This window comes from Flavobacteriales bacterium (assembly GCA_016779995.1).
GTDB lineage: Bacteria > Bacteroidota > Bacteroidia > Flavobacteriales > UBA7312 > UBA8444.
In genome coordinates this window covers 222,892-237,557 of the sequence record JADHMO010000002.1, presented here as the reverse complement: position 1 = coordinate 237,557, position 14,666 = coordinate 222,892, and the positions used below count along the sequence as shown (strand labels likewise).

Here is a 14,666-nt window from a genome sequence, read left to right as displayed (position 1 = left end):
GGAAACCCTGGTGTCAAGTACGAAAATACAAGACACAATATAGGATTTAAAGTATTGGACGCTCTAGCCGAGTCGTCCAATACTTCTTTTAAAGAGGAAAAACACGCTTACTACACTTCCATAAAACATAAGTCCAGAATCTATCACCTTATTAAACCTACCACTTTTATGAACTTGAGCGGTAAAGCCTTAAGCTATTGGATGCAACATCTAAAAGTAAAAGTCGAAAATGTTCTTGTAGTGACCGATGATATTGCTTTGCCCTTTGGGGTCATGCGACTTAGAGGTAAAGGCTCAGATGGTGGACACAATGGTTTAAAGGATATCAATTATTATTTAGGGCATACTAAATATGCCCGTTTGCGATTTGGTGTAGGCGATCAGTTTTTGAAAGGGCAACAGGCTCAATACGTCTTATCCGAGTGGACAACAGACGAAGAAAAGGACTTGTCAGAACGCATTCAACACGCTACAAAGATGGTACTCGCTTTTGGCACTATTGGCTTGGCCCAAACTATGAGTGATTTTAACGGAAAGTAGAGCAATTTTATTTAACTTTGTTAGAATAAAGGCGAAAACTTAAAGACGTCATTGATATAAGCTCATGAAAGCAACCCTATTTTTTTCAATACTCATTTTACTGTTGTTACATTCTTGTACTTCACTTCAACAAACATCCCAGACGAAGAATCATAGCAATTCAGCTATTCCAATAACAACAAAACAAGACTCAGCACAAACAAAATTATTGCACCATATACTTGAGGAAAAGTTACTTCCTGAATACAAATCTTTAATATTTAAAGAAAACTAACTTACAAACTTAATTTGCTATGAAAATCTTTACTCATTCAATAATCTTTTCATTTACTTTTATTTTTAACACTCTTTTATTAGCACAAGGTTATGACCAAGCTATTAATTCAAATTCATCTGGTCAAGAAGGAGAAGCTCATATTGCTATTAATCCACTTGATTCCAATAAATTAGTCGTTGGTTTTATGCAAACGGGCTCTGGAGTTGGTTTTAAAATATTTCACTCATCCAATGGCGGAGATAGTTGGCAAGAGTCTCTATTAAATACTTCAGCAGCTTTACAAGATTTTTTTCCGTCACATACCCCAGCAGGTGGGGGCGATATAGTGTTTGCCTATGATAAAGAAGGAACTTTATATTGTTCTTGGATTTATTTACTTGCTAATCCTTCTGAACCCAACTACCTATCCAATTTACTATGGCGTTCCTTTTGGGCAAAATCAACGGATAATGGTCAGACCTTTACTTTTGAAGATGGAGATAATAAATTTTTCGGCAAAGGCGTATTAGATTTAAGTAATGGTCAAATACAAATTGTTGATACAGAAACAGGTGTATGTGATAGACAATGGATGGCAGTAGATATGACGGATGGCACATATTCTAATCGCCGTTATATCTCTTTTCTTCAAGGCTCATTAAGTTATGGTTTTGGATTAGTTGTTAAGACACTAAATAATCAGGGTACAGCATTTGAAAATCCTGTTATGGCATACGAAGGCGCTATTCAACATGCTAATATTCTTGTAGATAAAAATGGAATTTTACATTGTTCGTTTATTAATACAGAGCAACACACGGTTCTTTACATAAATTCTAGTGATGGAGGACAAACGTTTTCTGACCCTTACCTTATATATCAAGGAACTTCATTAACTCCTAATTCTAACAATGTTGTTATAAATAATCGTGAGAGTAGTGCCCCTTCATTAGCTATCGATGGTGATGAAAATTTGCACTTAGTGTGGTCAGACTATTATGACTCTAAAGTAAAATCGTTTTACTCTAAATCAACAGATAAAGGACAGACTTGGACAGAGCCCAAACCTTTGACAGATTATTTCAATGACATGGTTTTTATGCCAGTAGTATCAGCTAAAGAAAATAAAGTTAGTATTGGGGGCAATATTGTCAATGATGAATTGAAATCACAGTATAAAATAATTTATTCTACAAACTATGGCGAAACATTTTTATACCCCAAATTGATGAGTACTGACATCATCGATTTTGATGCTGTTGGACAAGATGTATTTGTGGGAGATTATAGCTCTGCAGTTCGTACTTATTGCAATATATATAGTTTGTGGACTCACTGTGTGGGTTCAAATTGTCAGCAGTACGTTGCTAAATACGATGAGTGTAATTCAGTAAGCATTACAGAGCATACTCCTATAAATAGCACATTTTCAATAGACAAAATATATCCTAATCCAGTAACAGAAAATGTATTTATAGAAATTCAGTCGGAAAATAACGAGCAATTTTCATTCGAGATTTTAAATCTCAAGGGACAGAAAATATTTTATGACAGCTATGATATAGCAGAAGGGCAAAATAGAATTAGTATAGATTTAACAGGAATAGCAAAGGGCAATTATTTGCTGAAAGTAAAAAACAAATCAGGTGTTTTTATCAGTCGAACCATTATTAAGCAGTAGCAATCTAATTGTTATAAAAATGAGTATTTAGATGATTGACAATTAGATATTAAGTTACACCTTTCTTATCAGTTTTTCAGTCCGTTAGCGTTGGTGTGAAAGCTCTTTATAACCGCAGGAAAGAGGATTGTAATGTGATTGAACATTGCGTTGGCTGTACACTTAATTTTATCAGTTTACAATCCAATAAATTTGCTGGATTGTTTGGGTCTTTCACTTTTTTGTTTTCTACACTAAAACCATTTTCTGTAATTCCTTCAATTTTAGTTCTACTACTTTCAGGAAAGCTATTATATTTTTCATCAGGAATTATACATATCAGTTCAAATTCCTTATATGTTGGTTCGTGGAGGTAGTTGAAAACTTTTCTTGGATTTTCAATTTGCCACATTCCTCTAATCCTCAAATTAGTTATGCCCAAAGGGTCTACTTGATTGACTCTTCCTAGTTCTTTGGTTTCCGAAAAAATAACATCTGGAATTTCTTTAATTCCTTCAGAAATAGTTGTTTTTATTCTTCGATAAGTTTCGTGTTTGGCAGCATAAATACTTCCGTAAACCAGCCATAATGAATTCAAATTTGTATCTGAAGTATGACCAACACAATATATCAAATCTTTAATTGTCCATTCTTCACAAGTCTTGCATTCACTTGTAATCATTGGGCTTGTATGTCGTAAATCAGATTTTGGGTAACTGCTGTTAAGTGCTAAACTACTATTTGCACTTTGAGTTTTCTTAACTTCGATTGCATCACCACCTTTAATCATTATGTCAGGTGGATTGTTTTGAGAACCTAACCAAGAAAATTTTTCGTTGTAAGTCTCTAAACGAGACAGTTCATTGTTTGTTTGAAATGTATCTGCAAATGCATCTTTGACATAATTTTCGAGAGCGTCTCCCATACTGTTAGCTCTATTTCTTCCTGAATAAAACTCCCTAATTGCAAAATTTTTATGATTTACAATGTTGTGAATAGCTTCTAAAATATTGGTCATACTGTTTCTAATTCTTTACTCTGTTTTACAGTTTCCTTAACTGTTCGTGTTTCGATTTGCACTTTTATGCTTTCAGCTAAAAATTTTGCAAGATTTACTGGAACTGCATTACCTATCATTTTGTAACCCGCAGCTACCCTGTCGTAGTGAAATATAAAGTTATCAGGAAAAGTTTGAATTCTTGCACACTCCCTAATACTTAATCTTCTATACAAGTGTTCTTTTCCTGGAACAAAGATTCTTTTATTCTGCTCAATAAATTTCATTTTTGGTGCTTGTGGGTGAATTGGTGCGTGTCTTCCACCTGCTTGAATAGTAAATGATTGTTCGTCCCAACTTCTAACACGATTTCTTGACATAAAAATAGTTGAGAAATTTCCAATCATATATTCGTGATTAGGAGTTGAGCAGTTATCACCATTTGTCTTATTATACTCTAAAGCTGGTAGTACACCTTCTTGCAAATCACTTATTGCTTCTTCTAGAGATATTTTTGGGAAAGTAGTTGTTGGGAACTCAAACTTAAAGCCTAAATCTTTTCTAATACCTATAAAAAACACTCGCTTTCTATCTTGTGGCACGTTATAATCAAAAGCGTTTAAAAGCTGAAATGATAATTCATAACCTGCATTTTTAAACATTTCTTTTATATTCTGCAAAGCGTCTTTGTGTCGCGGCAAAAGCATACCACTAACATTTTCTGCTAAAAAGAACTTGGGTTGCTTTGCTTCTAAAATCCTAATAAAGTCGAAAAAAAGTTGTCCTCTTTTATCGTTGATTCCTCTTAATGCACCTGCTTCGCTCCAACTTTGGCAAGGTGGGCCCCCAATAATTCCATCACATTCAGGAACATCTTCCTCTTTAATATTAACAATACTTCGCCTGTCTAATTCAGTGTTTTTATGGTTCTTTTCGTAGGTTTCCCAAATTTCTTTATCATATTCGTTTGCCCAAACAACATTAAATCCTGCTTGTTCAAATCCAAGGTCAAGTCCACCTGCACCTGCAAAAAATGATACTATATTCATATTGCTTTTTGTTTTAAGGTTCTTCTGTATTCTGCTTTAGCTTCCGCAATTTTTAAAAGCTGTTTCGAGCAGTTGTATTCATAAATTTGTTTTCCGAGCTGGTCAGAAATGTATTCATTCTCCAAATCCGTTAGATTTAAATCAAAAATTTTAGCCAAGAGTGGTAATCTCTTTTTGTCAAAATCCCGTTTATTATTTTCTATCTTGCTCAAGTTAGCACTATCTAAATTTAATTTAGCAGCAAGTTGAGTCAGAGTCAGCTCATTATCTGTTCTTAATTCTCTTATGTATTCTCCAAATGTTGTTTTCATAAGACTTGTCATATTTTGACAAAAATATCGCTTTCTTTTCAATTTTCAATCAATATAGTCGACTTTTTTCGGGTGGCGGTGGGGAAGTGAAAACTCTTTTTATTATGTGAGGTAAGAGCAAAATGAAATGTGCTTGAACGTGCAGTGGCTTTTTTCAGCTTGCGTACAAAACATAAAGTTTCAAGAAACTAAAGCTAATTTAATTCACGATTCTAGCCCACTTTCTTTGAAATAAGACTGTGTAACTGCTCAATAGCAATACGTTCTTGTTGCATAGTATCTCTATCACGAAGGGTAACCGTTTGGTCTTCTAAACTTTGGTGATCTACCGTAATGCAATATGGTGTTCCGATAGCGTCTTGGCGTCTGTAACGTTTTCCTATGGAGTCTTTTTCTTCGTATTGACAATTGAAATCGTATTGCAAGGACTTCAAAATTTCTTTGGCCTTTTCTGGCAAACCGTCTTTTTTAGTCAGTGGCAATACAGCGGCTTTGACTGGCGATAACATGGGCGGAATATTCAGCACTAATCTATTTTCACCATTGACTTCTTCCTCATGATACGAATGACTTAGTATAGTTAAAAACATGCGGTCTAGTCCAATAGACGTTTCTACCACATAAGGCACATAACTTTCATTAATTTCAGGGTCAAAGTATTGCACTTTTCTTCCAGAATGTTCTTGATGACTTTTCAAATCAAAATCTGTTCTAGAGTGAATACCCTCCAACTCTTTAAATCCAAATGGAAACTTAAACTCAATATCACAAGCGGCATTAGCGTAGTGGGCTAAATTGTCGTGGTCGTGAAAACGAAAATTTTCTTTATCAATTCCTAAGCTGAGGTGCCACTGCATGCGGCTTTCTTTCCAATGTTCGTACCATTTCATTTCTTCGCCTGGTCTTACAAAAAACTGCATTTCCATTTGTTCAAACTCTCGCATCCGAAAGATAAACTGTCGAGCTACTATTTCATTTCTGAAAGCTTTACCAGTTTGAGCAATACCAAAAGGCAATTTCATACGGGCTGTTTTCTGCACATTGAGGAAGTTGACAAATATACCTTGAGCCGTTTCTGGCCTGAGGTATAAATCTGTCGCCCCATCGGCAGTAGAACCCATTTGTGTTTTAAACATCAGGTTAAATTGACGCACATCGGTCCAATTTTTTGTGCCTGAAACAGGGCATACAATACCTAATTCTTCAATAAGTGCTTTGACATCTGCCAAGTCATTGTCGCTCATAGCTTGGGCAAAACGTTGCATAATTGAGGAGCATTTTTCTTTGTAGCCAACCACCCTAGGATTTGTAGAAACGAATTGTTCTTCATCAAAACTATCGCCAAAACGCTTGGCGGCTTTATTGACTTCTTTTTCAATCTTAGCCTCTATTTTAGCTACATGCTCTTCAATAAGAACATCGGCACGATATCTCTTTTTAGAATCTTTGTTGTCAATCAATGGATCGTTAAAGGCATCAACATGACCGGAGGCTTTCCATGTGGTGGGGTGCATAAAAATAGCAGAATCTAAGCCTACTATATTATCGTTCATATTAACCATTGACTTCCACCAATAGTTGCGAATATTATTTTTTAGCTCTACGCCATTCGGACCATAATCGTATACCGCAGCTAGACCGTCATAAAGTTCACTCGACTGAAAAATAAAACCATACTCTTTCGCATGAGCGACTACTTTCTTAAACACTTCTTCATAATTTGCCATGTCGCAAAAATAAACATATTCGTTACATTATTACATGCTGTTTCGTTATCTTTGTTATATGGTTCAGGTGGAGGATAAAATTGTTTCTTTTGATGTCTTTGAAAAGCAATTTGTTTGTGATTTGTCAGCATGCAAAGGAGCTTGTTGTGTTGAAGGTGATGCTGGTGCTCCACTAGCTGACGACGAGCTAGATGTTCTTTCTAAAATTTTTGATGAAGTAAAACCTTACATGCGTCAAGAAGGCATAACGGCTATAGAGCAACAAGGTATGTATGTAGTAGATGCTGATGGCGATAATACCACAGCTTTAATCAATAACAAAGAGTGTGCTTTTGTTTCTTTTGACCAAGATGGGACGGCTAAATGTAGCATAGAACAAGCGTATAATGATGGTAAAATAGAATTTAAAAAACCCATCTCTTGTCACCTTTTTCCGATTAGAGTAAAGAAGTACAGAGATTTTGAGGCTGTTAATTATGAGTCTATTGATATTTGCCAACCGGCCTGTGAATGTGGACAAAAATTACAAGTCCCAGTTTACCGTTTTTTGAAAGAACCACTTGTTAGAAGTTATGGTGTAGAGTGGTTTGACCAATTATCCGAAGCGGCTCGTTTGTTAAAAAAGGAATAAATTATTTTTAACAATAATCAACTTTTAAAAATTAAAATTGTGAATTGACGTTCATTATTTTTTTAAAAAAAAGTTGAGAAAATAAAAAAAAATAAATCCCTTGAGTATGGCCAAAAATTTTGAATCCAAAAATTTGAAGTAGTGTTAAAAACTTGAAATTATTGTGAATAAAATTGAATTGCTTTCCATTATTTTTTTTGAAACATTTGTTGTCGGCTAATTCAATAAAATTGTCGTTCGAGTAACTCAATTTTACAATTGAAATAGCAGTTTTGGAGTAAATCCCAACAATTTATAAAGTTAACCAGAGAGGTGGAGAAGATAGAATCTTCTCTAGGAACTCCTTTCGCTAAATTTTGAACACTAATGGCAAACGCTACAGAACCTATCTTGCAAGAAAACGCTAATCGCTACGTTTTATTTCCTATACAACATGACGATATTTGGCAATGGTATAAAAAGCAAGAAGCTAGTTTTTGGACGGCTGAAGAAATTGATTTGCATCAAGATTTAGTAGACTGGGATTCAAAGCTTAACGACGACGAACGTTATTTCATAAAGCACATTTTAGCTTTTTTTGCAGCTAGTGATGGTATTGTTAATGAAAATTTAGCTGAGAACTTTGTTAATGAAGTACAGTACACTGAAGCTAAGTTTTTCTACGGCTTCCAAATTATGATGGAAAATATCCATTCAGAAACCTACTCATTACTCATTGACACCTACATTAAGGACAAGCAAGAAAGAAACAAATTGTTTACTGCCATAGAACACTTTGACGCCATTAAAAAGAAAGCAGAGTGGGCTATAAAATGGATTGAAAGTGATTCATTTGCAGAGCGACTAGTTGCCTTTGCAGCAGTGGAAGGGATCTTCTTCTCAGGTTCTTTCTGTTCTATTTTCTGGTTAAAGAAAAGAGGACTAATGCCTGGACTGACGTTTTCTAATGAATTAATTAGTAGAGACGAAGGTTTGCACTGTGACTTTGCATGTCACCTACACAACAATCACCTTATCAACAAGGTGCCAAAAGAACGCATCAAAGAAATTATCGTTGATGCCTTGAATATAGAAAGAGAATTTATCGTTGAATCTTTACCGGTTAAACTTATCGGTATGAACTCAGATTTAATGACCAAATATTTAGAGTTTGTAACGGATCGCCTACTTGTCGAGTTAGGTTGTGAAAAAGTATACAACTCAGAAAATCCATTTGACTTCATGGAAATGATTTCTTTAGAAGGAAAGACAAATTTCTTTGAAAAAAGAGTGGGAGATTATCAAAAAGCAGGTGTTTTAAGCGATAGCAATGACTCCAAAGACACCTTCTCATTTGATGATGATTTTTAAAATATTACTTAACGAGTAAAACAGTGAATTTATGTTTGTATTAAAAAGAGATGGTCGAAAAGAGGCTGTAAAGTTTGATAAAATTACAGCCCGTATTCAGAAGTTATGTTATGGCTTTAGCGATTTGGTGGACCCTACCGCAGTAGCAATGAAAGTTATTGAAGGTATTTATGAAGGTGTTACTACATCAGAGCTGGATAATTTAGCGGCAGAAGTATCGGCATCTATGACTACCCGTCACCCAGATTATGCACTATTAGCATCTAGGATTTCAGTTTCTAACCTTCACAAGGATACCAAAAAATCCTTTTCAGAAACAATGAAAGATTTATACGATTTTGTAAATCCTAAGACCGGTAAAAAAGCCCCTCTCATTGCAGACGACGTTATCAACATCATAAACAAGAATGCTGAGTTATTGGATTCTACTATCATTTATGACAGAGATTTCGGATACGACTATTTTGGTTTCAAAACGTTAGAACGTTCATACCTTCTCCGTCTTAATGGCAAGATAGCAGAACGCCCACAGCATATGCTAATGCGTGTAGCTATAGGTATTCACAAAGAAGATATTCAATCGGCTATTGAAACTTATGAGCTGATGTCTCAAAAATACTTCACTCATGCTACACCTACATTATTCAACGCAGGTACTCCAAAACCACAAATGTCTTCTTGTTTCTTATTGACAATGAAAGATGATAGTATCGAAGGTATTTATGACACCCTTAAGCAGTGCGCTAAGATATCCCAATCAGCAGGTGGTATAGGGCTAAGCATTCACAATGTGAGAGCTACTGGTTCGTACATTAGAGGCACAAACGGAACTTCGAACGGTATTGTGCCAATGCTAAGAGTGTTCAATGATACAGCACGTTATGTTGATCAAGGTGGAGGGAAAAGAAAAGGTTCTTTTGCTATTTATCTTGAGCCATGGCACGCCGATGTATTTGAGTTTTTAGATCTAAGAAAAAACCATGGTAAAGAAGAAATGAGAGCTAGAGATTTATTCTTTGCTCTATGGACGCCAGACTTGTTCATGCAACGTGTCAAAGAAGATGCCGAATGGACTTTAATGTGTCCAAACGAATGTCCTGGTCTAGCCGATACTTATGGTAAAGACTTTGAAAAACTCTACAAAAAATACGAGAAAGCAGGCAAAGGAAGAAAGACCATCCGTGCTCGTGAGTTATGGGAAAAAGTAGTAGAATCTCAAGTAGAAACGGGAACACCATACATGTTGTACAAAGACGCTTGTAACGAAAAATCTAATCAGAAAAACTTAGGTACGATTCGCTCTTCTAATTTATGCACTGAAATTATTGAGTACACCGCACCAGATGAAGTAGCTGTATGTAACTTAGCATCTATCGCTTTGCCGATGTACATCGACGAGGATACCAATACTTTTGATCACGAAAAATTATACAAAATAACACGTGTTATTACTAAAAATCTGAACAAGGTAATTGATAGAAATTATTATCCTGTTGCTGAGGCTAAAAACTCTAATATGCGTCATAGACCCGTTGGTTTAGGTGTGCAAGGATTAGCCGATACATTTATCAAGCTACGTTTACCGTTTGACTCAGCCGAAGCTAAAGCCTTGAACGAAGAAATTTTTGAGACGATTTACTTTGCTGCTCTAACATCATCTATGGAAACAGCTAAAGAGGAAGGGGCATATCAAACCTATGAAGGTTCGCCAATTTCTCAAGGCTTATTCCAGCACAACCTTTGGGGTAAGAAAGATGAAGACCTCAGTGGTCGTTGGGCATGGGGTGAACTCAGAACACAAATTAAAGAGCACGGCGTGCGTAATAGTTTACTACTTGCGCCAATGCCTACGGCTTCAACTTCTCAAATATTAGGTAACAACGAATGCTTTGAGCCTTATACCTCTAACATATACACACGTCGTGTACTATCCGGAGAGTTTGTAGTTGTTAATAAGCATCTACTACTTGACTTAGTAAGGCTAGGATTATGGAACGATGAAATGAAAAATGAAATCATAAAAGCAAATGGTTCTATCCAAGCTATTGATTCCATTCCTGAAAATATCAAAGCGATTTACAAGACGGTTTGGGAAATTAAGATGAAAGACATCATTGATATGTCGGCAGATAGAGGTCACTTTATTGATCAATCTCAGTCCTTGAACCTCTTTATTGACCAACCTAATATGGGTAAAATCACTTCTATGCATTTTTACGCTTGGGAGAAAGGTCTAAAGACTGGTATGTATTACCTAAGAACTAAAGCAGCTACACAAGCTATTCAGTTTACGGTACAAAAACAAGCCAAGTCTCAGTTGGAGCCAGTTGTAGCTGGCAAAGAAGAATACACAGCAGAAGAAGCTATAGCATGTTCTATAGACAATCCTGATGATTGTATTGCCTGTGGTTCATAACAGAATCCAAGCTAACCAAAAAAAAGCTCGCGAATAGCGAGCTTTTTTTATGTATATGTGTAGCGTTTATTATTTAAAAGCGTTTTCTCCAGTAATATCTAATCCAGTGATTAAGAGATGAATATCGTGTGTTCCTTCATAAGTCACTACCGATTCTAAGTTCATCATATGACGCATGATAGGATATTCGCCAGTAATTCCCATACCCCCTAGCATTTGTCTAGCATCTCTAGCTATAGTCAATGCCATATCTACATTATTCCTTTTGCACATAGAAATTTGTGCAGAAGTTGCTCTACCTTCATTTCTAAGAACACCCAATCGCCAAGTAATAAATTGTGCTTTAGTGATTTCAGTAATCATTTCAGCTAATTTTTTCTGTTGCAATTGAAAGCCTGCAATAGGTTTGCCAAATTGCATACGTTGTTTAGAATACCTTAAAGCAGTATCATAACAATCCATAGCGGCACCAATAGTTCCCCATGCAATTCCATAACGTGCTGAATCCAAACAACCCAAGGGTGCACCAAGACCATCTTTATTAGGTAATAAATTTTCTTTAGGTACTTTCACATTATCAAAGACCAATTCACCTGTTGCAGAAGCTCTTAAACTCCATTTATTATGTGTTTCTGGCGTGGTAAAACCTTCCATGCCTCTTTCTACAATCAAGCCTTTAATACGTCCTTCTTCGTTTTTTGCCCAGACAATTGCAATGTCAGCAAAGGGAGAATTAGAAATCCATAACTTAGCACCATTAAGAAGATAGTGGTCTCCCATATCTTTAAAGTTGGTTACCATTCCTGCCGGATTTGACCCAAAATCAGGTTCAGTAAGTCCGAAACAACCCACCATTTCGCCACTAGCTAGTTTAGGAAGAAAACGCTGACGTTGTTCTTCGTTGCCATACTTGAAAATGGGATACATAACTAAAGACGACTGAACAGAGGCAGTCGAGCGAATACCACTATCACCTCTTTCCAATTCTTGCATTATTAGACCATAAGAAATTTGATCTAAGCCAGCACCACCATATTCAGCAGGAATATAAGGCCCAAAAGCACCAATCTCAGCTAAACCACTAATAAGGTGTTTTGGAAACTCTGCTTTCTGACAGCTATCTTCAATGATAGGTGAAACCTCTCTCTTTACCCAATCTCTAGCAGCTTCACGAACTAATTTGTGTTCGTCATTTAGCAGCTCATCTAATTGAAAGTAATCGGGTGCTTGAAATAAATCTGTTGACATAATAATTTGAATTAAGTGAGAACAAAATTATTGAATAATTTATGATAAATAGCTAAATTGCGTGAAAATCAATTTTAATGAGGTTAATTCTTTTTTCTGCCCTTTTATTTACAATCTTTTTTACTTCTTGTAAAAAGGAAGAAATACCTGAACCAATTGACCCTACTCCTCAAGTAGAAACATACTCAAGTGTGAAGACTATTTTGGAGTCTTCTTGTTTAGGTTGTCATTCTCCTAATCAAAATGCATACATTATAGATTTGACAAACTATCAATCCATTAAAAACTATCTAGATGGTACAAATACAATGATAGATAGGCTTAACTCAGACGATGAATTTTATAGAATGCCGCCCTCTGGCAATCTATCCGATGCCGATAAGCAAAAGTTAATCGATTGGATAAACGATGGATATTTAGAGTAAATGGATTTAATAGCACACTTAAATCCTATATCGTCCACCCAATGGGTGTTTTTATCTTTTCTTTTAATACTAGCCTACATAGCAATTTTAAAGTTTAATTTTTCGAATCAATTCATACTTATTCTAAAATCATCGTATAGTCAAAAATTTTCTAATCAATACCTTAGGGAAGAAACAAACTCAAAACATAAGCTTTACCTTTTACCTGTTTTTATTTTATCATTTGCTTTGTTTCTTTCTTTTCAGAATCCATCCATAAATTATTTTGCAAAACTTATTTTTTGGGTTGGTTTATTTTTAATTGCCAAATACCTAAGTTTACTTTTTTTAGGATATATTTTTGAAAAAAATTATTTGTTTGAAGAGGTTATTTTTCAGTCCTTTTTATATGAAAAAGTCGTAGGAGTACTGCTTTTTCCTCTAACTTTAATTTTGTTTTATGGCTCTTTACAAACGGATTTTGTATTTAGATTCATCACTATTTTTTTGATAATGACTTTGTTTTACAAATGGCTAAGAATGCTATATTTAAGTTTTTTTAAAAGTTCACTTCCTAAAGCCCATATTATTATATATCTTTGCACATTCGAAATTTTGCCAATTATAATTATAATAAAACACCTTTATTAAATTGCTTTTGGTATAATGTGGAACACTAAACAAACAGTCTTTTGAAAGAGAATAAAGTTAAGACCATTTTGGTTTCTCAGCCCAAACCCGAATCTGACAAGTCACCCTATTTCAGCTTAGCAAAGAAATGTAATGTGAAGATTGATTTTAGACCATTTATTCATGTTGAGGGATTAACAGCTAAAGAATTCCGTCAACAAAAGATAAGTATTCTTAGTCATAATGCGGTAATTTTTACGAGTAAAAACTCAATGGATCATTTCTTTAGAATGTGTGAAGCTACCCGTATTACTGTCCCTGAAGAGATGAAGTATTTTTGTGTTTCAGAAGCAATTGCTTATTACTTACAAAAATACATTACTTATAGAAAGCGTAAAGTATTTATTGGAAGACAAAAAATTGAAGATTTATTGCCTGTGTTGAAGAAGAATAAAGACAGTAAATTTTTATTGCCTTGCTCTGATATTTTGAAAGATAGTATTCCCGAATTTTTGGACAAAAGTGGCTTTGATTTTACTAAGGCGATTATGTATAAAACTGTATGCAGCGACCTTTCAGATTTGGAAAATGTATTTTACGATATTTTAGTGTTTTATTCGCCTTCAGGGATTAAATCACTCTATCAGAATTACCCTAATTTCAAGCAAAATAAAACACGTATAGCAGCCTTCGGGCCTACTACGTCTAAAGCAGTTTCTGATGCGGGGCTAAAACTCAATATAAAAGCACCAAGTCCAGAAAATCCATCCATGACAATGGCACTTGAACAATATATAAAGCAGGTAAATAAGCGTTAGTTTATTTCCTTTTTTGTACTATGGTCTCACAGCATTTTTCAAAAGAAGATAGGCTCTGCAGTTCTCTTAGAATTGAAACTCTTTTTTCAGAGGGAGAAAGGTTGTATGAATTTCCATTTAAAGCCATCTGGCAAGAAGATGACACTTTACAATCAACAATCAAAGTAGCAATAAGTGTTCCTAAGAAAAGACTATCCAAGGCTAGTCAACGCAATCATATAAAACGTTTGGTAAGAGAAGCCTACAGAAAACAAAAGTACCTTCTTGTAGAAAAATTATTGCAAGAAAATAAATCCATCAATTTAATGTTAGTTTATACTTTGCCAAGCATTTTATCATTTAATGAAATTGAAGATAAAATAAGTGTAACTTTACAACGTTTAGCAGATGAAGTATGAGACAACTAATTTCAGTGTTGCTACGAGCTATAATTTTATTTTACAAAGGAGCAATTTCACCTTTGTTTTCGCCACGATGTAGATACACTCCTAGTTGTTCAGAATATGGACTTCAAGCAATAAAAAAACACGGACCTTATAAAGGTTTGTGGTTAACCATTAAGCGACTATCAAGCTGTCATCCTTGGGGTGGTCATGGTCATGATCCAGTCCCTTAATACTCAATAAGAA

15 protein-coding genes are annotated in these 14,666 nt (G+C 35.0%); 10 read left to right on the top strand and 5 right to left on the bottom strand.

The window, feature by feature from the left end; all coding sequences use genetic code 11:
- The coding region (locus tag ISP71_02965; GenBank protein ID MBL6663043.1) for an aminoacyl-tRNA hydrolase at positions 1-540 on the top strand (540 nt) is incomplete at its 5' end.
- 293 nt (positions 541-833) lie between these two features.
- Positions 834-2,477 (top strand): T9SS type A sorting domain-containing protein, encoded by a 1,644-nt coding sequence (locus tag ISP71_02960; GenBank protein ID MBL6663042.1) that lies wholly within the window; start codon positions 834-836, stop codon positions 2,475-2,477.
- Between the two features lie 106 nt (positions 2,478-2,583).
- Here the strand turns inward: ISP71_02960 and ISP71_02955 are convergent, their stop codons facing one another.
- From ISP71_02955 to ISP71_02940, 4 genes are all read right to left on the bottom strand, one after another.
- A complete protein-coding gene (locus tag ISP71_02955; GenBank protein ID MBL6663041.1) occupies positions 2,584-3,474 on the bottom strand; it encodes an NgoPII family restriction endonuclease in 891 nt (296 codons plus the stop codon).
- Complete coding sequence (locus ISP71_02950) at positions 3,471-4,502, bottom strand: DNA cytosine methyltransferase (protein MBL6663040.1); 1,032 nt, start codon at positions 4,500-4,502, stop codon at positions 3,471-3,473. The genes ISP71_02955 and ISP71_02950 overlap by 4 nt, the downstream gene beginning before the upstream one ends.
- Complete coding sequence (locus tag ISP71_02945) at positions 4,499-4,813, bottom strand: helix-turn-helix transcriptional regulator (protein ID MBL6663039.1); 315 nt, start codon at positions 4,811-4,813, stop codon at positions 4,499-4,501. Before ISP71_02945 ends, ISP71_02950 begins: the two co-directional genes overlap by 4 nt.
- Positions 4,814-5,025: 212 nt before the next feature.
- Positions 5,026-6,540 (bottom strand): glycine--tRNA ligase, encoded by a 1,515-nt coding sequence (locus ISP71_02940; GenBank protein ID MBL6663038.1) that lies wholly within the window; start codon positions 6,538-6,540, stop codon positions 5,026-5,028.
- 58 nt (positions 6,541-6,598) lie between these two features.
- Between ISP71_02940 and ISP71_02935 the strand changes: the two genes are divergently transcribed.
- The 3 genes from ISP71_02935 (at position 6,599) to ISP71_02925 (ending at position 10,937) form a co-directional block, all read left to right on the top strand.
- A complete protein-coding gene (locus ISP71_02935; GenBank protein ID MBL6663037.1) occupies positions 6,599-7,171 on the top strand; it encodes a DUF3109 family protein in 573 nt (190 codons plus the stop codon).
- Between the two features lie 366 nt (positions 7,172-7,537).
- Positions 7,538-8,521, top strand: coding sequence for a ribonucleotide-diphosphate reductase subunit beta (locus ISP71_02930; protein ID MBL6663036.1), 984 nt, complete (start codon positions 7,538-7,540; stop codon positions 8,519-8,521).
- 31 nt (positions 8,522-8,552) lie between these two features.
- The gene (locus ISP71_02925; GenBank protein ID MBL6663035.1) at positions 8,553-10,937 is read left to right on the top strand and encodes a ribonucleoside-diphosphate reductase subunit alpha; all 2,385 of its coding nucleotides are present in this window, start codon (positions 8,553-8,555) and stop codon (positions 10,935-10,937) included.
- A 69-nt stretch (positions 10,938-11,006) separates the two neighbouring features.
- Here the strand turns inward: ISP71_02925 and ISP71_02920 are convergent, their stop codons facing one another.
- Complete coding sequence (locus ISP71_02920; protein MBL6663034.1) at positions 11,007-12,185, bottom strand: acyl-CoA dehydrogenase family protein; 1,179 nt, start codon at positions 12,183-12,185, stop codon at positions 11,007-11,009.
- Positions 12,186-12,262: 77 nt separating this feature from the next.
- Between ISP71_02920 and ISP71_02915 the strand changes: the two genes are divergently transcribed.
- Genes ISP71_02915 through yidD form a run of 5 tightly spaced genes read left to right on the top strand, consistent with a single transcriptional unit; the run spans position 12,263 to position 14,653 of the window.
- Entirely contained in the window at positions 12,263-12,610 is a 348-nt protein-coding gene (locus ISP71_02915) for a hypothetical protein (protein MBL6663033.1), read from the top strand.
- On the top strand, positions 12,611-13,240 hold the full coding sequence (locus ISP71_02910) for a DUF4271 domain-containing protein (GenBank protein MBL6663032.1): 630 nt from the start codon (positions 12,611-12,613) through the stop codon (positions 13,238-13,240).
- Between the two features lie 41 nt (positions 13,241-13,281).
- Positions 13,282-14,037: a uroporphyrinogen-III synthase gene (locus tag ISP71_02905; protein MBL6663031.1), complete on the top strand. Its 756-nt coding sequence runs from the start codon at positions 13,282-13,284 to the stop codon at positions 14,035-14,037.
- A 20-nt stretch (positions 14,038-14,057) separates the two neighbouring features.
- Positions 14,058-14,435 (top strand): ribonuclease P protein component, encoded by a 378-nt coding sequence (locus ISP71_02900; GenBank protein MBL6663030.1) that lies wholly within the window; start codon positions 14,058-14,060, stop codon positions 14,433-14,435.
- Positions 14,432-14,653, top strand: coding sequence for a membrane protein insertion efficiency factor YidD (gene yidD / locus ISP71_02895; protein MBL6663029.1), 222 nt, complete (start codon positions 14,432-14,434; stop codon positions 14,651-14,653). The genes ISP71_02900 and yidD overlap by 4 nt, the downstream gene beginning before the upstream one ends.
- The last annotated feature ends 13 nt before the right edge of the window (positions 14,654-14,666 follow it).